At 39.6% G+C, this 18,963-nt stretch carries 21 protein-coding genes; 11 read left to right on the top strand and 10 right to left on the bottom strand.

The annotated features are described in order from the left end of the window. Positions 1–10: 10 nt before the first annotated feature. A complete protein-coding gene (gene dnaK, locus NMG88_RS11140) occupies positions 11–1,918 on the bottom strand; it encodes a molecular chaperone DnaK (RefSeq protein ID WP_042155265.1) in 1,908 nt (635 codons plus the stop codon). 444 nt (positions 1,919–2,362) lie between these two features. Here dnaK and NMG88_RS11135 point away from each other — a divergent pair, with 444 nt between their 5' ends. From NMG88_RS11135 to NMG88_RS11110, 6 genes are all read left to right on the top strand, one after another. After that, complete coding sequence (locus NMG88_RS11135) at positions 2,363–3,262, top strand: serine/threonine protein kinase (RefSeq protein ID WP_254035422.1); 900 nt, start codon at positions 2,363–2,365, stop codon at positions 3,260–3,262. A gap of 78 nt (positions 3,263–3,340) precedes the next feature. Continuing rightward, positions 3,341–3,529 (top strand): type II toxin-antitoxin system HicA family toxin, encoded by a 189-nt coding sequence (locus NMG88_RS11130; protein ID WP_227381380.1) that lies wholly within the window; start codon positions 3,341–3,343, stop codon positions 3,527–3,529. A gap of 20 nt (positions 3,530–3,549) precedes the next feature. Then, positions 3,550–3,759 carry a type II toxin-antitoxin system HicB family antitoxin gene (locus tag NMG88_RS11125; protein ID WP_227397926.1) on the top strand — a complete coding sequence of 70 codons (210 nt, stop codon included), beginning with the start codon at positions 3,550–3,552 and terminating at the stop codon, positions 3,757–3,759. A 415-nt stretch (positions 3,760–4,174) separates the two neighbouring features. Continuing rightward, the gene (locus tag NMG88_RS11120) at positions 4,175–5,497 is read left to right on the top strand and encodes an MFS transporter (protein WP_227358056.1); all 1,323 of its coding nucleotides are present in this window, start codon (positions 4,175–4,177) and stop codon (positions 5,495–5,497) included. A 78-nt stretch (positions 5,498–5,575) separates the two neighbouring features. Continuing rightward, the gene (gene hpsP / locus NMG88_RS11115) at positions 5,576–6,760 is read left to right on the top strand and encodes a hormogonium polysaccharide biosynthesis glycosyltransferase HpsP (protein ID WP_227365237.1); all 1,185 of its coding nucleotides are present in this window, start codon (positions 5,576–5,578) and stop codon (positions 6,758–6,760) included. Between the two features lie 91 nt (positions 6,761–6,851). Then, positions 6,852–7,469, top strand: coding sequence for a Uma2 family endonuclease (locus tag NMG88_RS11110; protein WP_042155276.1), 618 nt, complete (start codon positions 6,852–6,854; stop codon positions 7,467–7,469). A gap of 53 nt (positions 7,470–7,522) precedes the next feature. Here NMG88_RS11110 and NMG88_RS11105 read toward each other — a convergent pair whose 3' ends face one another. The 4 genes from NMG88_RS11105 to cspE (NMG88_RS11090) form a co-directional block, all read right to left on the bottom strand. Further along, the gene (locus tag NMG88_RS11105) at positions 7,523–7,666 is read right to left on the bottom strand and encodes a hypothetical protein (RefSeq protein WP_227365234.1); all 144 of its coding nucleotides are present in this window, start codon (positions 7,664–7,666) and stop codon (positions 7,523–7,525) included. Next, on the bottom strand, positions 7,663–8,046 hold the full coding sequence (locus NMG88_RS11100; protein ID WP_235752253.1) for an rRNA adenine N-6-methyltransferase family protein: 384 nt from the start codon (positions 8,044–8,046) through the stop codon (positions 7,663–7,665). Before NMG88_RS11100 ends, NMG88_RS11105 begins: the two co-directional genes overlap by 4 nt. Positions 8,047–8,120: 74 nt before the next feature. Beyond that, entirely contained in the window at positions 8,121–8,330 is a 210-nt protein-coding gene (gene cspE, locus NMG88_RS11095; RefSeq protein WP_042155280.1) for a transcription antiterminator/RNA stability regulator CspE, read from the bottom strand. Positions 8,331–8,432: 102 nt separating this feature from the next. Beyond that, positions 8,433–8,642: a transcription antiterminator/RNA stability regulator CspE gene (cspE, locus tag NMG88_RS11090; protein WP_026788437.1), complete on the bottom strand. Its 210-nt coding sequence runs from the start codon at positions 8,640–8,642 to the stop codon at positions 8,433–8,435. A 333-nt stretch (positions 8,643–8,975) separates the two neighbouring features. Between cspE (NMG88_RS11090) and NMG88_RS11085 the strand changes: the two genes are divergently transcribed. Next, entirely contained in the window at positions 8,976–9,197 is a 222-nt protein-coding gene (locus NMG88_RS11085; protein WP_264477060.1) for a hypothetical protein, read from the top strand. A gap of 50 nt (positions 9,198–9,247) precedes the next feature. On the opposite strand, the gene NMG88_RS11080 is transcribed toward NMG88_RS11085, so the two are convergent. After that, a complete protein-coding gene (locus NMG88_RS11080) occupies positions 9,248–10,144 on the bottom strand; it encodes a prephenate/arogenate dehydrogenase (protein ID WP_042155282.1) in 897 nt (298 codons plus the stop codon). 358 nt (positions 10,145–10,502) lie between these two features. Between NMG88_RS11080 and NMG88_RS11075 the strand changes: the two genes are divergently transcribed. The 3 genes from NMG88_RS11075 to NMG88_RS11065 are packed head-to-tail and all read left to right on the top strand — an operon-like array spanning position 10,503 to position 12,758. Further along, entirely contained in the window at positions 10,503–10,877 is a 375-nt protein-coding gene (locus NMG88_RS11075) for a pentapeptide repeat-containing protein (protein WP_042155284.1), read from the top strand. A gap of 32 nt (positions 10,878–10,909) precedes the next feature. Beyond that, positions 10,910–11,194 carry a hypothetical protein gene (locus NMG88_RS11070; protein WP_042155286.1) on the top strand — a complete coding sequence of 95 codons (285 nt, stop codon included), beginning with the start codon at positions 10,910–10,912 and terminating at the stop codon, positions 11,192–11,194. Between the two features lie 40 nt (positions 11,195–11,234). Further along, a complete protein-coding gene (locus tag NMG88_RS11065) occupies positions 11,235–12,758 on the top strand; it encodes a helicase C-terminal domain-containing protein (RefSeq protein WP_042155289.1) in 1,524 nt (507 codons plus the stop codon). 20 nt (positions 12,759–12,778) lie between these two features. Here the strand turns inward: NMG88_RS11065 and NMG88_RS11060 are convergent, their stop codons facing one another. From NMG88_RS11060 to NMG88_RS11050, 3 genes are all read right to left on the bottom strand, one after another. Further along, complete coding sequence (locus tag NMG88_RS11060; RefSeq protein ID WP_042155291.1) at positions 12,779–13,447, bottom strand: Uma2 family endonuclease; 669 nt, start codon at positions 13,445–13,447, stop codon at positions 12,779–12,781. Between the two features lie 102 nt (positions 13,448–13,549). Next, a complete protein-coding gene (gene clpP, locus NMG88_RS11055) occupies positions 13,550–14,152 on the bottom strand; it encodes an ATP-dependent Clp endopeptidase proteolytic subunit ClpP (RefSeq protein ID WP_026788444.1) in 603 nt (200 codons plus the stop codon). A 50-nt stretch (positions 14,153–14,202) separates the two neighbouring features. Continuing rightward, a complete protein-coding gene (locus NMG88_RS11050) occupies positions 14,203–15,318 on the bottom strand; it encodes an acyltransferase family protein (RefSeq protein WP_227350938.1) in 1,116 nt (371 codons plus the stop codon). Positions 15,319–15,697: 379 nt separating this feature from the next. On the opposite strand from NMG88_RS11050, the gene NMG88_RS11045 reads away from it, so the two are divergent. Further along, positions 15,698–16,261, top strand: a complete 564-nt coding sequence (locus tag NMG88_RS11045) for a hypothetical protein (protein ID WP_026788446.1) — start codon at positions 15,698–15,700, stop codon at positions 16,259–16,261. Here NMG88_RS11045 and NMG88_RS11040 read toward each other — a convergent pair. After that, positions 16,209–18,785, bottom strand: a complete 2,577-nt coding sequence (locus tag NMG88_RS11040) for a carbamoyltransferase HypF (protein ID WP_254035421.1) — start codon at positions 18,783–18,785, stop codon at positions 16,209–16,211. The two genes, NMG88_RS11045 and NMG88_RS11040, sit on opposite strands and share 53 nt — an antisense overlap. Positions 18,786–18,963 lie beyond the last annotated feature (178 nt).

Below are 18,963 nucleotides of genomic sequence, written 5' to 3'. Positions count from 1 at the left end.
AACAACGAAATTATTTAGATTCGGTGAAGTCAGCATCAATGACATCATCACCGCCCCCTGGGGGGGTGGAACCGCCAGCACCAGGGCCACCGTCTTCAGGAGGAACACCGCCACCAGCTTGTTGATAGATATTAGAACCCACCGCAAATAACGCTTGTTGTAAATCCGTAGTTAGGGTTTTAATTTTATCATCATCATCCTGGGCGATCGCTTCCCGCAATTCCTTCACCATCCCTTCAATCTTGGTTTTATCGGCTTCGGGAACCTTATCACCTAACTCTTGAAGCTGTTTTTCCGCTTGATAGGAAAGGGTATCGGCTTGGTTTTTGCGTTCAATGCGTTCCCGACGTTCTTTGTCGGTGGCGGCATTTTGTTCAGCTTCCCGTACCATCCGTTGTACTTCGTCATTGGGGAGGGTAGACGCGCCCGTAATACTGATAGACTGTTCTTTTCCAGTCCCCTTATCCTTGGCGGTAACGTTCAAAATCCCGTTGGCGTCGATATCAAAAATCACCTCAATTTGAGGAACACCACGGGGCGCGGGGGGAATACCATCCAGGCGGAAAGTTCCCAAACTCTTGTTATCGTTCGACATTTCCCGTTCCCCTTGGAGAACATGGATTTCTACGTTAGTTTGACCATCCACCGCCGTTGAGAACACTTCCGATTTCTTAGTAGGAATAGTAGTGTTACGCGGAATAATTTTAGTCATCACCCCACCGAGGGTTTCCACACCCAAGGACAACGGAGTGACGTCTAACAGCAGAATGTCTTTAACTTCACCTGATAACACCCCAGCTTGAATAGCAGCACCTAAAGCCACCACTTCATCGGGGTTAACGGTTTGGTTTGGTTCTTTACCCAAGGCATCCCGAACTAATTTTTGAATCGCAGGAATTCGGGTAGAACCTCCGACTAACACCACTTCATCAATATCAGATTTCTTCAGTTTAGAATCAGTGATGGCCTTCTCAACGGGCGTCAAACAACGGTCAATTAAATCAGAACATAACTGCTCAAATTTTGCCCGGGTTAAGGTCATATCCAGATGTTTCGGGCCATCTTGGGTAGCCGTAATAAAAGGCAGGTTAATTTCGGTTTGGGTAACGCTAGACAGTTCTTGTTTAGCTTTTTCCGAGGCTTCGGTTAACCGTTGCAGGGCTTGTTTATCTTTGCGAAGGTCAACGCCCTCATTTCTTTGAAATTCTTCCGCTAGGTAGTCAACAATTTTCTTATCAAAATCATCTCCTCCCAGGTGAGTATCTCCAGAGGTTGATAATACTTCAAAAACCCCATCGCCGACTTCTAAAATTGAGACATCAAAAGTACCGCCCCCTAAGTCAAAAACTAAAATAGTTTCGTTACTTTTTTGTTCTAAACCATAAGCCAAAGAAGCGGCGGTAGGTTCGTTAATAATCCGTTTAACTTCAATTCCGGCAATTTTACCCGCGTCTTTAGTCGCTTGACGTTGGGAGTCGTTAAAATAAGCAGGAACGGTAATAACAGCTTCTCTAACGGTTTCGCCTAAATATTTACTGGCATCATCAACCAGTTTTCTCAACACTTTGGCGGAGATTTCTTCCGGGGCAAATTGTTTATTGCGGGCGGGGGAATCTAATTTAACATTACCACTGCTATCACGCAGCACCTTATAAGAAACTTCTTTAGATTCGTTGTTAACTTCTTCTGATTTGCGTCCGATAAACCGTTTAACCGAATAAAAGGTATTTTCGGGGTTCATTACCGACTGACGTTTGGCAATTTGACCCACCAGTTCGTCACCATTTTTAGCAAAAGCTACCACTGAAGGTGTGGTGCGTAACCCTTCCGCATTAGCAATTACGGTGGGTTTTCCCCCTTCCATCACGGCGACGCAAGAGTTAGTGGTTCCTAAGTCAATGCCTACTACTTTTCCCATATTCTTTAGTGTTCTCCAATTTACTACAAAAAAGTTAGATTCTGTTTGAGGTTAGTCGTTTTAATTCGACTTCTGGACTCGGCGAGTCCAATTTCCATACAGTTTTTAAGATACGATTGCTTATCTCTATACTGCGGGCGGTTTGTCCATTTCTTGAAGGCGTGTTTACCGAACCTATTTGGGACGGTTTGACTTCAACTTTGGACAGTTGCCCTTTGTTGTTCACATCTACTACTGTAGGAACTGCGATCGGTTTTGGTATTGTGGCAAACCGTATATTTTAGGTTGTAGTTTCCGATAAATTGTAGTAAGCCCTTTAGGGCTGAGTCCTGAAGGACTCACTACGAGGGGAAAAAGCGATCGCTAAAATCCTAATAAAATAATAGGTAATATTTTCAGTCAATTAATATGGCATAATAACCATAGCTATCAATTTGAGAAAATATGGCTTGGCAACCAGGTACAAAACTTTATGGCGATCGCTATACTATCATCAGAAAACTAGGGGAAGGGGGTTTTGGCATCACCTATTTAGCGCGAAACCGCAAAGGGGAAGATATTGTGATCAAAACCCTACTAGATAAAATTCTAATAGACGCCGATTTTGTTGAGTTTCGGGATAAATATTTACGCGACTTTAAAGATGAAGCAACTCGACTCGCGGTTTGTCGCCATCCCCATATTGTACAAATTGATAATGTGTTTCGGGAAGGTTCCTTACCCTGTATTGCGATGGAATATATTGCTGGACAGAACCTTTGGGAGTTAGTGAGGGGAAAAGGGGCGCTTCCAGAAGCGGAAGCAGTAAGTTATATTCAACAAATTGGTAATGCTTTAACAGTGGTTCATGATAAGGGGTTATTGCATCGAGATATTAAACCCCAGAATATTATGAAACGGGAAGGAAAAACCGAAGCGGTGTTAATAGATTTTGGTATTGCTAGAGAGTTTATTCCTAATATTACCCAAACTCATACCCTTGCCTTTACCCATGGGTTTGCCCCCATTGAACAATACGATGAACAAGCGCATCGGGGGGAATATACAGATGTTTATGGTTTGAGTGCGACGTTATATTGTTTGTTAACAGGGAAAGTGCCAACTCCCGCTCCCAATAGAAGTGTGGGTTTTAAATTTATACCCTTAAATCAAGTTGTTAATGTTAGTAATAGAGTTCATGAAGCGGTGATGAAGGGGTTAGAATTAAGACCAGAAGATCGTCCTCAGTCGGTGTTGGAATGGTTGGAAATATTGGTTTATCCCGACCCCTTCAAAACCGTTAGTTTTGAAACCGTAACCGTCAACTCCACCGGACAAATTACCAACCGTAGGCAAGCCCAATAAAATAGTTAGTTTTATTTTGATAATCGGGTTGAAAGATGCAAATATAAATGATATACTATTAAAAGAAAAGGCATTAGGATGAAAGTAAAAGATATTATTAAACGATTAGAAGAAGAAGGTTGGTATTTAGCAAGGACTAGAGGAAGCCACCGACAATTTAAACATCCTGTAAAATCTGGTCTGGTCACGGTTCCTGGTAAACTATCAGATGATTTAGCACCAGGAACATTAAACAGTATTATTAAACAAGCTCAAATTAATCTTTAAATTTTAGGAGAAATTAACCCATGAAACGTTATGCAATTGTTATTGAAAAAGCGGCTATGAACTATTCTGCTTATGTTCCAGATTTGCCCGGATGTGTGGCGACAGGTTACACCATAGAAGAAATTGAAACAGAAATTAGAGAAGCGATTATTTTTCATCTGGAAGGGTTAGAAATCGAAGGTTTACCGATTCCTGAACCTGTGGCTATATCCGAATATGTTGAAGTTTAATCCCAGAAATTATTAGAATTACCCCTACATTTAGGGTTACATCCCCAAATTTGCGTAAGTCCTGGAAAATTAGGACGTATTCGCAACTTAGAAAGATAGTTTGGGCTTGAAATTTGTTTAAGTCCCATTAATACTGTTAGAGGTTTAATTTCTAAGGTAATTGAATCCTCAATTGCTTGAATTAGGCCGAATCCTCCTTGATAGTAATTGTTTCTTTAAAAATAGGGGTAGCAGATGATATTTAATTTACCCATGAATTTGATTAATATTGAATTTGTACAGACTATTTCTGAATAATTGAGACTAACCAAAAAAGACCGGATTGGATTTTAAGATAACAGAATTAGCAAGTCATGGCGAAGACCTCGATTGACAAATGCTCTTTACAATACTTAATATAGGCAAGCTATAACTGATGAAACTGTGGGACAAAGAACGTATGCCGACTTTTTTGCTGGTTTGGTTGGGACAAATTGTTTCTATGTTTGGTTCCAGCTTAACCGAATTTGCCTTGGGGGTTTGGGTGTATCAAACCACAGGTTCCATTACCCAGTTTGCCCTGATTTCTGTTTGTATTCATCTTCCTAACCTGTTGATTTCCCCCCTCGCAGGGGCTATTGTAGACCGTTCGAGTCGTCGCGGCGCGATGATTATTAATGATATTATTGCGGCGGTCGGAACGCTAATTTTAATGGGTTTGGTATTTTCCAACCGTTTAGAAGTTTGGCATATTTACGTTGCGGTGTGCGTGAGTTCCATCTCAGGCGCCTTCCAATGGCCCGCTTATATGGCCTCCATTCCCCAATTAGTTCCCCGCAATGACTTAAATCGTGCTAATGGCATGGTACAAGTTTCTAGGGCGATCGCTAAAATTTCTGGCCCAACTGTTGCAGGAATTTTAGTTAGTAGTATTGGCATTGGTTCGATTTTAATTATTGATTCAGGAACCTTTATTTTAGGGTTAATTACCTTATTAATTGTACGTTTTCCTAAAGTAGAACCTTCAAAATCTCAACAACAACCCCTAAACTTTAAACGACTTTGGCAAGAAAATCTGTCCGCCTGGAATTATATTCTCATCCGTCCCGGTTTAAAAAAATTATTAAGCTTTTTTGCAATAACTTACTTTACAGAAGGAATGCTTGCTATTTTATTCTGGCCGGTGGTCTTAACCTTTGCCAGCAGTAAAGAATTAGGATTGATTTTATCAATTAGCGGTTGTGGAATGCTCCTCGGAAGCCTCGCTGTCAGTGTTTGGGGCGGCCCTAAAAACCGAATTAAAGCAATTTTATGGTTAGTCGGTTTACAGGGTTTATGTCTTTGTTTAGGCGGGTTTAGACCTTCGGTTTTCTTGGCTGGAATTGGAGGATTTGGTTATTTATTTGCCCGTCCCTTTATTGTTAGTAGTAACCATACAATTTGGCAATCTAAAATCCCCTTTGAATTACAAGGACGGATATTTTCTTTACAAAGTGTTGTTGAGCGATCGCTTTTAATTCTATCCCATTTAACCGTTGGGCCCTTAGCCGATCGAGTATTAGAACCCATGATGAAACCCGGTGGACTTTTAGCAGATAGTATCGGTCAAATTATTGGAGTCGGCGCGGGACGAGGAAGTGGGTTATTATTTATGTTAATTGGTATCCTCAATATTGTAGCCGCTTTAATTGCCTATCAAATGCCTCGTTTACGTCGAGTCGAAAAAGAAATTCCCGATGCGATCGCGGTCATCAGTTAACAGTTATCAGTTATCAGTTATCAGTTATCAGTTTAAGAGTTATCAGTTAAACTGTATATTCACGCAGCGCACTGAATTATGAAAATTTTGCAAATTGTTCCTTCAATTTCTTTAGTATATGGTGGCCCCAGTCAAATGATCCGGGGTCTATCTTCAGCGTTAGGAAAACTAGGAGTTGAGGTGACGGTTTTAACCACTAATTCTAATGGCGATCGGGGACAACCGCCCTTAGATGTTCCTTTGGATATTCCCCTACAGGAAAAGGGTTATCAAATTCGCTATTTTCCCTGTTCTCCCTTTCGTCGTTATAAATTTTCTTTAGATTTATTAAAGTGGCTAAAAAAACACGCCTCTGAATATGATTTAGCCCATATTCATGCCTTGTTTTCTCCCGTAACTTCGGCGGCGGCAACCGTAGCCCGTTATCAAAAATTACCCTATATTTTACGCCCGTTAGGAACCCTTGACCCCGCCGATTTAAACAAGAAAAAACAGTTAAAAAAAATCTATGCCGCATTATTAGAACGCCCTAATCTTGCCGGGGCAGCAGCGATTCATTTTACCAGTCAAGAAGAAGCTAGAATATCTGAACGATTTGGAGTCAAAACCAACGATTTAGTGATTCCTTTAGGCGTCACCTTACCCGAATTAACCCAAACTCCCCAAGCAATTTTATCCCATTTAGAAATCAAGCCAAATATTCCAATTATTTTATTTTTATCTCGAATTGAACCCAAAAAAGGACTCGATATTTTAATTCCCGCTTTAGAAAAAGTCTTAAAAGCCGGATTAGAATTTCAATTTATTTTAGCAGGATCTAATCCCCAAGATCCCGAATATGAGGCTAAAATTAAACAACAAATTCAACAATCTCCTTTAGGCGAAAAAACTATTATCCCAGGGTTTGCAACTGGAGAAATCAAAACAGCTTTATTAAAAATAGCTGATTTATTTGTCTTACCGTCCTATTATGAAAATTTTGGAATTGCAGTGGCCGAAGCGATGGCCGTGGGAACTCCGGTAATAATTTCTAAGGGAATTTATATTTGGGAAGATGTGGAAAAAGCCCAAGGAGGTTGGGTAGGAAATGGCAATATTGATGAAATTTCAAGTTTAATTGAAACCGCATTAAAAAATTCCCAAGAACGTCAACTGCGAGGTTTAAATGCTCAAAATTATGCTCTAAATTATTATAGTTGGGATGCGATCGCTCAACAAATGATTCAAGTCTATCAAGGATTAATTCTTAATTCTAAACAATGATACAGTAATCCTAAATGATTTGTGATAAAAACCCGTATGATTTTGTGTAGAAAATGCTATAATCTTAATAATTCCTAATAAAAAATAGCTTATGATTCAAGCAATATCTACAACCGTAACATTTGATGAATTTATCGCTGGGTATCCAGAAAGATCGGAATATCACTACGAATTACACAACGGAGAAATTGTAGAAATGCCTAAACCCACAGGTAAACATTCACGGGTTGCAGGTTTTTTGATTGCTGAACTTAACTTTGAAATTAGACGATTAAAACTTCCTTATTTTATTCCTAAAGAAAGCGTGATTAAATCTGCTCGTGATCAGTCTGGATATGAACCTGATGTGATTGTAATTGATGAAGGACGGGTTATAGATAATCCTCGATGGGAAAAAGAATCGGTTATTACTCAAGGAAGTTCTGTACCATTGGTGGTTGAAGTTGTTTCAACTAATTGGAGTGATGATTATGCTTTAAAACTAGAAGAATACGAGATTTTGGGCATTTATGAATACTGGATTATAGATTATTTAGGATTAGGAGGAAGAAGATTTATCGGAAATCCTAAACGACCTACTATTTCCGTCTACCAGCTTGTTGAAGGAGAGTATCAACTCCACCAATTTCGAGAAAATCAACGCATTGAATCACTGATTTTTCCAGACTTAAATTTGACAGCTTTAGAGATTTTTCAAGCAGGTAAATGATGCTTAGCCCTCGTCAAAGTAAAAATACCACTGATAAATGCTATATATCGCTTTTATTCAGATATTTTAGCACCATATACCTCATAAAAGTATTGATTTAATTCTTGCAAATCTTGATCATTAATAATATTAGACATAGACTGATCAAATAATCTTCCATCAATCAATGCTCCCGTAATTGCAGAAGATGATATCATTGGTACAGCGATTCCCTGACGGAAATAAAATTGGGAGTTCTGAAATCTGGCTTTTTGCTTATTAATAACTTTATAATATCGAATTTTTTGTTGGTGTTTACCAGTATAAAATCTTGATGTATAATCTCAATATTTGTTAATTTATTGTATTTAAAATTTAACTTATTTACAGAATCAATATTTAACTCATAGGCGGTAATTTCTGGAGTTAATTCCTGTTTAAATAACTCGTCAATAAATACACCCTCACCCGCACAAGGTTCAAGCACAGACAAATTAGAATCACATTCCAAAAGTCCTACCATATAGGAAGTAATATGATGACAATTAGTGTAATAGGCTTGGAAACTATCTTGCTTTCTGTTTGCAGGAGCTACCATGATCAAAAAGCGATCGCTTTACAAAATCGGCGATCGCACGAGGGAATTATTTAAAGAGAGACCGTAATCAAGTCTTATAAGACAATCACATTCACTGCGGAGGGGCCTTTTTGACCCTGTTCGATCTCAAATGCTACTTCCTGGTTTTCAGCCAGAGTTTTAAAAGTATTGCTTTGAATAGCCGAGAAATGTACAAAAACATCTTTCGAGCCATCAGAGGGAGTGATGAAACCAAAGCCTTTGGACTCGTTGAACCATTTGACTTTACCTGTCAGTTTAGCCATGTTTTGACCTCTAGGGAATGATGATTACAATAACCATGCGATCGCCAATTTTATAGAGCGATTACAGGAGGGAATTATCTGAAGAAAGATCGTGATCAACTCTCATAAAAGGATCACATTCATTGCGGAGGGGCCTTTTTGACCCTGTTGGATCTCAAATTCCACTTTCTGGCCCTCAGTTAGGGTTTTAAAGCCATTGCTTTGAATAGCCGAGTGGTGTACAAAAATATCTTTAGAGCCATCATCGGGGGTAATGAAACCAAAGCCTTTTGAGTCGTTGAACCATTTGACCTGACCTTTAATTTTAGCCATGTTTTAACCTCTAGGGAAATAAAATTAACCTCAAACCATTATTCTATAAGAGTTTGATTGAAATTTTTGGATATGTCTATTATAGTCTAGCTTACTCAAGGATCAAATTCCGAGAAATAAAATAAGAAACCTGGTTTTTGCACTAACTTAATACTAAAACCCTAAAAATCAGAGGTTATACAATGGATACTTTAACAAATCTCAACTCTGACTGTTCTCGCTTCCAAGGAGATAACCGGTGATTTAGCCAATTATAATGGTAACTATTAGAGTTTTATATATGGATACTTTAACAAAATGCTCAAATTCCCTATTCTACAAATTTAATTTATCATGGTTGAATTAATTATTTTATTAGCTTCCCTATTGGTGGCTTGGTTAGTGTTTACCTGGGTAGTTCAGGTGTTGAAAGCCAGTGTTAGTACAGCAATTGCGATCGCAGTTATTGTATTAATTTTACAACTGGTATTTGGAATTGGGCCCCAGGAATTATTAGACCATTTGATTCAGTTACCGCAAAGGTTATGGGATTTAGTTGTTAATCATCGTTTTTGAGGGAAAATATAATAAATATAATAAGAGAGTCCTGAAGGACTCACTACGGGTTAGAAGTGGAATTTTAGTCGATCTGAATGATTTTGATTTAACTGTTTGTCTAGGGTTTGCCAGTCTTCTTGTTCAATATAATTGGTGATTTGATCTAGGGTTTGTTTGTAGGATTTGAGCGATCGCAATAGGGCTTCCCGATTATATTTTGCCATCATTAATCCTAATTCTGGATTTCCCCCCCCGACCCGACTGGTATCCCTAAATCCTGAACTAGCAAAATAGTGGGCTAATAGATCAACATCGGGATTATTTTCTAATCTTAAAGCCGCAATTAAACTACCACTAATAATTACAGGTAAATGGGAAATCCAAGCTACGGCCCGATCATGTTCTTCTGGTTGACAATGGTAGATTTTAGCTTGTAATAAATTTACAATTGATTCTACAATTTTAATTGATTCGGTGGGGGTGTTGCTAGTCGGTGTAATTACATAGGGTTTATTAATGAATAAATCATGTTGGGCTGCGTTAATTCCGGTTTCCGTATTCCCCGCCATCGGATGTCCCCCGACAAAATTCGGCCATAGGGCGGAACAAGTTTCTACAATTGGTTTTTTCACAGAACCCACATCGGTTAAAATAGTATGGGGTTGTAAATGGGGAATTAATTCTATAATGGTGGGAGCGATCGCAGCAATAGGGGTACAAATAAAAATAACGTCAGCTTGACCCATCAAAGATAAATCCACACTAGCTTCATCCACAACCCCGCGTTCAACAGCAACCTCGCAGGTTTTTTGTTTAAGACTGATACCCAGAATGCGATAGGATGGGGGTGGAGATGTCGCGGAGTCAGATTTGTGAATTTGGGTTTGGGTTTGTTGTCGATGACTATATAAATCTAAACCGAGTGATCCGCCAATTAAACCCAATCCAATAATACCAATATTCATAGATAAAGACTCCACTCAAATTATTAGGGAAAAGCGTTAGTGAATCTATCACTTAAAGCTCAATTTTAGAATATTTTTGTCAAGTTTAGTTAAAGCTGGTTAATCGGTGATTAAACTATTCAGCATTAACTGGAATTTAAAAACGATTGTTTAAGGTTTGAACTAATATTCTTAGAGCAATTTCACCCTTTTTATAGGTAGATAAATTCTACCCCATTTTGTTATAATTTTCTATAATCAACCTCACTAATTTGGAGAGTTAGAAGGCATGGATATCGAAACCGCAATTAAACAGTGTTTAAGCCATAACTAGAGAATCAATAATCATTCATTTAATTAGGGTTAAAGGATTACTATTATGATTGAAAGTGAATTAGTAAAAGTCTACCAAATTGTTAAAAAATATCAAGAAGGGGAGCGGGATTTTAGTGGAATTAACCTGAATGAAAATAATTTAAGCCGGATTAAAGCGAATTTAATTCAATCGGACTGGGTAGGGGCGGATTTATCGGGAGCTACCTTAACCGGAGCCAAACTTTATAATGTTCATAGATTTAGTTTAAAAGCCGAAGATCTTAAATGTGAATGGATTGATTTAAGCCCCCATGGAGATCATACTCATGTTGTAAATTTTAATCCCGAAACCCTGAAAAAGTTTTTTAATCAAAGTCTTCCCTTGGTGCAAATTTTTGTGGATGCTCCGTTGGATTTTGAATCTAAGAAGAAAATTTAGGAAAAAATCGAAAAATTCAAATTTTAACTGCCATGAATCAAGTTATTGTTAAGGCGAATGAATTTAAACTCTTAGTTAAAGAAAGTCAAAGTGATTCTCGGTCTATATTTTTTAAATCCGCCACTCAAACCCTATTAAAAAATAGCAGTCAACAAAGTTTAATGGTTCATAATAATGCTAATTTTGGTAAACGATTTGATGACCTATCTAGTCGTCAAACCGATGCCGATTTAACTCTCAATTCCCGTCAATCTAATCTACCCGATTTTAAAGAAGTGATTGATTTTATCGAAAGTTTTGATTATCTTAGTAATTGAGGATGAATCTAACCATTACTGTTTGTATTTTTGAACGAATTTGATAGAAGTTGAAGTCCATAACTTACTGCGAAACCTGCTCAAGTCCAAAACCGAAGCCCTGTGGCCCCATCATCTGACGATGGCCCGCATAGTGGCTAGGGCGTTACGTTTGGGACGGGATGCTTTAATTCAAACGGGGATTCCCCCCAGCCACGATCATCATTCCTATCGGTTGAGTTACTGGATACCATTATTAGTCTGGCATCAATCGGTAATTGTGGTGGCGCCCGATGGGATTTTGGACGAACTCCAACGACTAAATTTACAACCCTGGATTAATCCAGAAACCCTTAACCATCCTGATCTAATTGCCAATAAACCCATTCTCCGAGGGGATTCCTGGCCTGATGATAGCTTTTCCGGGGTTTTATTAACAACACCTTCAGCTTGGTTATCCAGTCGCTTCAGGGATGATCACAACTTTCCTCAGCAAGTCCTGACTGTGATTGATGGGGTCGATGATTTGGAAACCTGGACACGCCAAACCCTAACGGTTAGTTTGCATCCCCAGGACTGGAATCATCTCATGGAACAGCAACCCGAACAGGGGGAAACCATTCGAGATACCCGGATACACCTAACTCGGATTTTGTTCCAACATCCCCCTAATCCCTATCAATGCTATGTTTTGGACAATCCAGAACAGGAAATGATTGAGCAACTGTATGGAGTTATCGATCCCCAGTTGTCTGAATGGCAGGGGTTTTGGCAACGTTGGCAACGACCTGGACAGTTAAAATGGGCCGTGGTGGATCGGATATTGGGAACCTTTTCTCTGTTTTGTGGCCCGGTGGATGTGGCATCGGAGTTAGGCCCTATCTGGCCCCAACAGCCCGTGGTTTTGATTGGAGGAGCTTTGGATTTAGACAAACAGGCTCCGATTTATCGCCAAGCGGTGGGACTCGGAGAAATTACCGGGGTGAAATTTACCCCAGATCGACAAAGCCAACTGATCCAACTTTATATCCCATCGGGTTTTCCTTTACCCAATACTCCTCAGTATCAATTGACTTTGATTAAAGAGCTTTATAATATTTTATATATAAGCTTATCAGTACAAGGATTCAGTGTTTTATTAATTGGAGATGTTCCGTTAAAAGCCCAAGTCAGTACAGCGATGGCGGCGGAATTTGGTTCTCGGGTACGGGTAGAAACCACGGATTTGCCGGAAAATGCTGTTTTAGTGACGGGTTGGGAGTTTTGGCGACAACATCATGGCCGTTTACCTTCACCCCATTTATTAGCGATCGCTACCTTACCTATTCCTTCTTTAGAAGATCCTTTAGTTGCCGGACAGGTCGCCTACTATAAACAACGACATCTGGATTGGTTTCGGTTTTATTTATTACCCCAAGCATTAAGTGAACTCCAACGGGCCGTTGCTACGGTGCGGGATAGTCAGGGGGTTGTAGCCCTATTTGATAGTCGGGTCTTACATCGCAGTTACGGAGAACAGGTCTTAACCGCCTTGAGTCCCTCCGCCCGGATTAATTACTTAGATCGGTTGTGGTTAGTTCAGTAGCCATTCCCCCTTGTCCTGATTCAAAGATTCGGATCAACTCCTAAACTTTTCAACCGTTCTTCTAAGGCTTTTAATCGAGCTTCTGCTTGTTCAGCCCGTCGCTTTTCCTGTTGTAATTTTTGCCCCAATTCTACAAAGGTTAAAAACCGTTCTGCCGTGGGGGTAAAAATTTGTAATTCTTCAGCCATTTCAAAACGAACTCCTAAACGGGGACTTACCCAACCTTGAATTTCTTCAATAATTGTTAATTTTCCATCCATTATTTGCCACCCGGCAAAATCCACTTTTTCAGGATCATAAAGATAATATTCCTCCACACCATACCATTGATAAAATTGCAGTTTAGCCGCCATTTCTTTAATTGTATTTCCAGGGGAAAGAATCTCAAATACCACTTGGGGTGGGATATTATCTTCTTGCCATTGTTGATAGGAACCTCGATAACCCTTGGGGCGACCAAAAACCACCATAACATCCGGGGCGCGACGAATCGTATTATTTCCTTCAATGGGATACCAGAGTAAATCCCCCGCTACAAATACATTAGAATTGTCAGCAAATAATAGATCTAAATTTTCCTTGATGGTAACAATCCATTGAAATTGTCGGGTATTATCAGCCATTGGTTGACCGTCAGTATCCGAATAAATAATCGTGGTTTGGGTTTGGGATGGTCGTTGTTGAATCATTAGGATTTTTCCCTGGGATCAATGATTTTTGGGAATCCGTTATTTTAAAAAATTCTAACAATTTAAAGCGCCTCCCAGACGGGAGGACAACTTCAAAATTGATTAACTCGCAACCGGATTAGCCGCCGAGGGACGACGGTTAATTACTTGGTCAATTAAACCGTAGTGCATAGATTCTTCCGCCGACATGAAGAAATCCCGTTCTGTGTCGTCTTCAATGCGGGATAGGGGCTGACCCGTGTGGTCGGCTAAATGTTGATTCAGGCGTTTTTTTATATACAAAATTTCCCTGGCCTGAATCTCAATATCCGTCGCCTGTCCTTGGGCGCCCCCTAACGGTTGGTGGATCATAATCCGCGAATGGGGAAGACTCATCCGTTTACCCTTGGCCCCCGCACTCAACAGAAACGCCCCCATACTAGCGGCTAAACCCAGACAAATAGTGGAAACATCGGGGCGGATGTGGTTCATGGTGTCAAAAATCCCTAAACCCGCCGACACCGAACCTCCTGGGGAGTTGATGTAGAGGTAGATATCTTTTTCTGGGTCTTCAGCATCGAGGAACAGCATCTGGGCCACAATTAAGTTAGCTAAATCGGCTGTTACCTGTTGTCCGAGGAAAATAATTCGATCGCGTAATAGCCGAGAATAGATATCAAAGGCTCTTTCGCCACGACCCGATTGTTCAATAACGGTTGGGATCATAACATTTTGCTGCTAATGGTCATTCTTTGATATTGTAGCGATTTCGGGTTTCAAACTTTCACAAACCATTCCTGACGGTACATCAAATAGGATACTAGCCACCAAAATATTAGGGTAGCGATCGCAAAGGCTAGAGATCCATTCATCGCCCCGAACCCCGACTGGAATAGGGTTTCATACAGCCAAGTTTTCGCGCTGGGGGCCTGGGGAGAATCGCCAATTTTAATTAAATTTAAAATTCTCCCGACAAAACCAGAAGCCACAAATATTGTTAGGGCGTTTAATCCCATAACTTTAAAGGGAAATCCCCATTTTTTCCACCCTTGGACTTCGATGGTTTCATAACAGAATGCGAGTAGTATTAATGACCAACCCACGGTAACTATTACAAAGGAACTTGTCCACAGGGATTTATTCAGGGGAAACAATTCCGCCCATAAATAACCAATCACAAAACAACTAATTCCAAATACAACTAAACTGGCACTGGTATCAGTTCTAATTGGTTGTTTTCTAATCCAATTTCCGGTTAAATAACCTAATATAACCGTAACCACGGCGGGAAAGGTACTAAAGAGTCCTTCGGGATCATAAAATCCTCCTTTCCACAAATGTTTTTGACCTAAAATTAGGCGATCAATATAGGCGGCAAAATTTCCTTCCGGGGTGAGGTTTCCGATTCCATAACCCGGAACAAGAACGAATTGCATCAGAATATAATAGCCTAATAAAATCCCGCCACAGAGTGCCCATAATCCTTTTCTGGAGAGGTAAAAAATTGCGATCGCAGCTAAAAAATAAGCTACCCCAATCCGTTGTAAAACCCCCATAATTCTAATTTCGGCGAGATTATAATAAGGGAATCCATTTAGGAGTAATCCTAATAAAAATAATATCCCAGACCGTCGAGCAATTTGTAGATAAATTGATTTAGGAACAATTGTTTCTGGCGCTCGATATTCTTGGGTATATTTAGACAAAGAAAAAGCCATGGCTACCCCGACAATAAATAGAAAAAAGGGAAATACTAAATCCGTCGGAGTACAGCCATTCCATTCCGCATGATCCAGCCAAGGATAGACATAATTCCAACTACCCGGATTATTGACTAATATCATACTGGCGATCGCAATTCCCCGAAATACATCCAAAGCCTGTAGCCGCATAAGTGCATCCTCAACCTTGGAAGTTATTATTTCATAAATTCCTAATTATAATAAAATTCCGGATCAATTCTTCCTCCATCCTAGATATTAACTTTCACAAAGCATTAACTAGGGGTAAAAAAATCCTGACCCGGTGGGCTATGATTAAATATAGTAATAGTCTATGGACGAAAATAATAGATTCCCATTCGACTTGACACCCTAACCCCATTGAGTTTGAATGTCATCAAGTCCATACCGTTTGTCTACAACCCCATCCGTGAGTCTGAGGATGCTTGTAGCCCCTGATTCACGGAAAATGGTGCTTACACATCAAAAATCATCTAGGACTGTATGAGTTGAGTTGAAATTTTATCCCTTGTAATGGGCTGGTAGACAAATGGAAACAGAAACCAAAAAACGTCGCGTATCAACTAATACGATCGTTCGACGACAGGCGACACCGAAAGAACGAGAGTTAATTCATCTGTTAGCAAATTTAGGCTGTTCTCAAGCGAAATATGGGTTGAGACACGCCACTAGCAAACAGTTAATTAGTCCTGAAGAACGCTTAAGATTAGCAGAATGGCATTACCTTCGTTTACAACAAATTCGCCGCGTTGAACGCAGTTTAGACCCGGTTGCTACCCTGAAGCGAGTCTATTTTAAAAGTAAGTTAAGTCCCCGCAATTTAGAGTCTTTAAAACTATTGTGGGTCGAAGATGAAAAAACCCGGGTTAAACGGGTAGATCCTGAACTCGATGATCTGCTTTGTGATGCTTTGGATAAAGGAGATACTCTCAAGCAAATTTTTCGGATCATTGAGGTCAAGGAAAGACAATTTGCTCGTACTCCTGAACCCGGAAAAATTCCCCTTTGGGTGCAAGAATGGGAAAATTCTAATTATGAAATCAACTACTTTCCCCCATCTTTCCCTGATTGGGCGCAAATCGTTGATGATTAATTAAAAATGCAGCTTGTCCTAGGGCTAGTCCTCCATCATTAGGAGGATTTTTTTGTGACCAATAAACCTGAAATCCTTCTTGACAAAGCCGAGATATTGTGCGTTCAATTAAATATTTATTCTGAAAACATCCCCCACTTAAAGTTATAGTTTTTTCGCCTAATTTCTGACTAATTTCTACCACCGCTTCCACTAAACTATTATGAAATTTAGCCGAAATTAAATTAATCGGTTTTTCGTTAATTTTATCCTCTAATATCCCTTTAATTATTAGTTCCCAATTAAGATAATACCTAGAATTATAACTCATATTACCAATATTATCCCCCTTTTCCAAGGGGAGTTGGGGGGTATCTAACCATGCAAACAGATAATATTCATCGGTTTCTAAATTATCAATGGCAAATTCTAAAGCCATAGCCGCTCCTCCTTCAAAACTCACCCTTTGACAAATTCCTAATAAAGCCGCCACTCCATCAAATAACCTTCCCACACTGGAAGTTAAGGGAGTATTTAATTTCCGGTTTAACATCGTTTGCATAATTCTTAATTCCTGGGGTTTGAAAGATTCCATAAACTCTAAATTCATCCCCGAATTAAATAGATCATTTCCCAATAATTCATATAATAATCCTAAAGCAATTCGTCGAGGTTCAGATACCGCTTTATCTCCCCCCGGAAGGGGAAACCGACGAAAAGAAGCAATACGTTGAATTATAGTTTCTGTAACTTGAAAAAACTCTCCTCCCCAAATTGTTCCATCGAGTCCATATCCGGTTCCATCCCAAGCAATTCCCAGCAAGGGAGGTGGTAAATTATGTTCAGCAATGACAGCAAAAACGTGGGCGAGATGATGTTGAACTCGGACTATTGGATATTGATTTTGTTGAGATAAATTTTCTGCAAATTGGGTGGAATAATAGTCGGGGTGATCGTCACAAACAATAATATTTGGTTGAAAATCATAGATATTACTCAGACTATTAATCACTTCTTGAAATGCTGCTAAAGCTAGGGGGTTTTCTAAGTCCCCAATATGTTGACTCAAGAAGGCTTTTTGATTAAATGCGATGGGCTCCGCCCAGCCGAAGGCTATCGCAATTGTACTCTTTAAATGTCCGCCCAAAGCTAAAATTTTTATTGGCTTTTCTATTGACAAATCCCCAGACTGTGATAAACTAAGGTTAGTTTGATATGATGGGTGTCTGTTTGCGCCTATAGAGTCAGGTAGGGAAATCGGTAACGGCGCGTAACCCCTCGCCCGACGCAGCACCATTTCTTGATTAGCAATAATTCTAACAATCGAATCATCAATCGGTCTAACAATCGGGCGGTTATGAACTAAGAAGAAATCCGCGATAGTATTCAGACGAGTCACCACTTCCGCTTCATCAATACAAATCGGTTCATTTGCAAAATTGCCACTGGTTGCGACGATAGGAAAGTTCAATTGAGCTAATAATAAATGATGGATGGGTGTGTAGGGTAACATGACCCCTAAATAGGGATTTTCTGGGGAAGTTACCCCCCCTAGCCCCCCCTTAGTAATGGGGGGAAATGTTTGGTTTTCTTCTCCCCCCCTTAGCAAGGGGGGGTGGGGGGGGTCAGACTTTAATTGATTAAAAATCCGACGTAACAAAACAATCGGAGCAGCAGGAGAAGATAATAATTTTTCTTCCAATTCCGAAACCAAACAATCCTGTTTTACCTGTTCTAAATTAGGATACATCACCGCCAAAGGTTTTGCGGGACGGCGTTTGCGTTGACGTAAATTTTGCACGGCGGTTTCATTTCTAGCATCAACAATTAAATGAAATCCACCTAAACCTTTTAATGCTAATATTTGACCCGAACGAATAATATCCGCCGCCTGTTTTAGAGCTTGATTTAAACTAGCAATAACCTTACCGTTTTTATCCCATAATTCTAATTGTGGCCCACAAACAGGACAAGCATTAGGTTGGGCGTGAAACCGACGATTTAAAGGATGACTATATTCATTTTGACAATCGGAACACATTGTAAATGTTGCCATTGTGGTATGATTTCGGTCATAGGGTAAATCGCGAATAATCGAATAACGCGGCCCACAGTTAGTACAATTAGTAAAGGGGTATTGATAACGACGATTTTCAGGATCAAAAATATCTTGTAAACAATCAGAACAAGTTGATAAATCTGGTAGAATAATTGCTATTTTTTGAGGATGGTTTGTAGATTCAGAAACCCGTATTTCAAATTCAGAATAACCCACCGGAGGTAACCAAACGATGTCTAAAGTTTGAATTTCAGATTGAGGCGGTTTTTCCTGTAAAATTCGATATTTAAACTGTTCTAAAACTTCCCATAATCCTTCTACTTCAATCAACACCCCCGACACAGAATTATTAATCCATCCCGTTAGGTTTAATTCCATTGCGAGGCGATAAATAAATGGACGAAACCCCACGCCTTGGACTGTTCCTTGAATGGTTAGTTGGAGGCGATGTTGTTGGGAATTGAGATCGAAATAATCTGGTGACATAGCTCAGAATCAGAACTATTATATTATAGCTATATTGGTAAGAGATTGCACAAATTATATTAATTTAGGATAAAATTTATCTAGGTTTGGAGATTTAACCCCCTCGTCATCGGTATAAAATTGTGGTATGAAAGGTACAACATAATTGTCATCTACTAGACCCACCGGGGTAGAATGA

It is taken from the genome of Planktothrix agardhii (assembly GCF_904830935.1).
Taxonomy (GTDB): domain Bacteria; phylum Cyanobacteriota; class Cyanobacteriia; order Cyanobacteriales; family Microcoleaceae; genus Planktothrix; species Planktothrix agardhii.
The sequence above is the reverse complement of the archived record's forward strand: the minus strand, read 5'-3'. Positions and strand labels throughout refer to the sequence as shown.

Bases quoted from the DNA above. Each gene is read 5' to 3' on its own strand.
- NMG88_RS11045 (WP_026788446.1), top strand. From the start codon at position 15,698: ATGGAAACAGAAACCAAAAAACGTCGCGTATCAACTAATACGATCGTT.
- NMG88_RS11105 (WP_227365234.1), bottom strand. From the start codon at position 7,666: ATGATATCATCTTCTGCAATTACGGGAGCATTGATTGATGGAAGATTA.
- NMG88_RS11050 (WP_227350938.1), bottom strand. From the start codon at position 15,318: ATGCGGCTACAGGCTTTGGATGTATTTCGGGGAATTGCGATCGCCAGT.
- NMG88_RS11125 (WP_227397926.1), top strand. From the start codon at position 3,550: ATGAAACGTTATGCAATTGTTATTGAAAAAGCGGCTATGAACTATTCT.
- hpsP (WP_227365237.1), top strand. From the start codon at position 5,576: ATGAAAATTTTGCAAATTGTTCCTTCAATTTCTTTAGTATATGGTGGC.
- NMG88_RS11135 (WP_254035422.1), top strand. From the start codon at position 2,363: ATGGCTTGGCAACCAGGTACAAAACTTTATGGCGATCGCTATACTATC.
- NMG88_RS11080 (WP_042155282.1), bottom strand. From the start codon at position 10,144: ATGAATATTGGTATTATTGGATTGGGTTTAATTGGCGGATCACTCGGT.
- clpP (WP_026788444.1), bottom strand. From the start codon at position 14,152: ATGATCCCAACCGTTATTGAACAATCGGGTCGTGGCGAAAGAGCCTTT.
- NMG88_RS11085 (WP_264477060.1), top strand. From the start codon at position 8,976: ATGGTTGAATTAATTATTTTATTAGCTTCCCTATTGGTGGCTTGGTTA.
- dnaK (WP_042155265.1), bottom strand. From the start codon at position 1,918: ATGGGAAAAGTAGTAGGCATTGACTTAGGAACCACTAACTCTTGCGTC.
- NMG88_RS11070 (WP_042155286.1), top strand. From the start codon at position 10,910: ATGAATCAAGTTATTGTTAAGGCGAATGAATTTAAACTCTTAGTTAAA.
- NMG88_RS11100 (WP_235752253.1), bottom strand. From the start codon at position 8,046: ATGGTAGCTCCTGCAAACAGAAAGCAAGATAGTTTCCAAGCCTATTAC.
- NMG88_RS11060 (WP_042155291.1), bottom strand. From the start codon at position 13,447: ATGATTCAACAACGACCATCCCAAACCCAAACCACGATTATTTATTCG.
- NMG88_RS11130 (WP_227381380.1), top strand. From the start codon at position 3,341: ATGAAAGTAAAAGATATTATTAAACGATTAGAAGAAGAAGGTTGGTAT.
- NMG88_RS11110 (WP_042155276.1), top strand. From the start codon at position 6,852: ATGATTCAAGCAATATCTACAACCGTAACATTTGATGAATTTATCGCT.
- NMG88_RS11120 (WP_227358056.1), top strand. From the start codon at position 4,175: ATGAAACTGTGGGACAAAGAACGTATGCCGACTTTTTTGCTGGTTTGG.
- cspE (WP_042155280.1), bottom strand. From the start codon at position 8,330: ATGGCTAAACTGACAGGTAAAGTCAAATGGTTCAACGAGTCCAAAGGC.
- NMG88_RS11040 (WP_254035421.1), bottom strand. From the start codon at position 18,785: ATGTCACCAGATTATTTCGATCTCAATTCCCAACAACATCGCCTCCAA.
- NMG88_RS11075 (WP_042155284.1), top strand. From the start codon at position 10,503: ATGATTGAAAGTGAATTAGTAAAAGTCTACCAAATTGTTAAAAAATAT.
- cspE (WP_026788437.1), bottom strand. From the start codon at position 8,642: ATGGCTAAAATTAAAGGTCAGGTCAAATGGTTCAACGACTCAAAAGGC.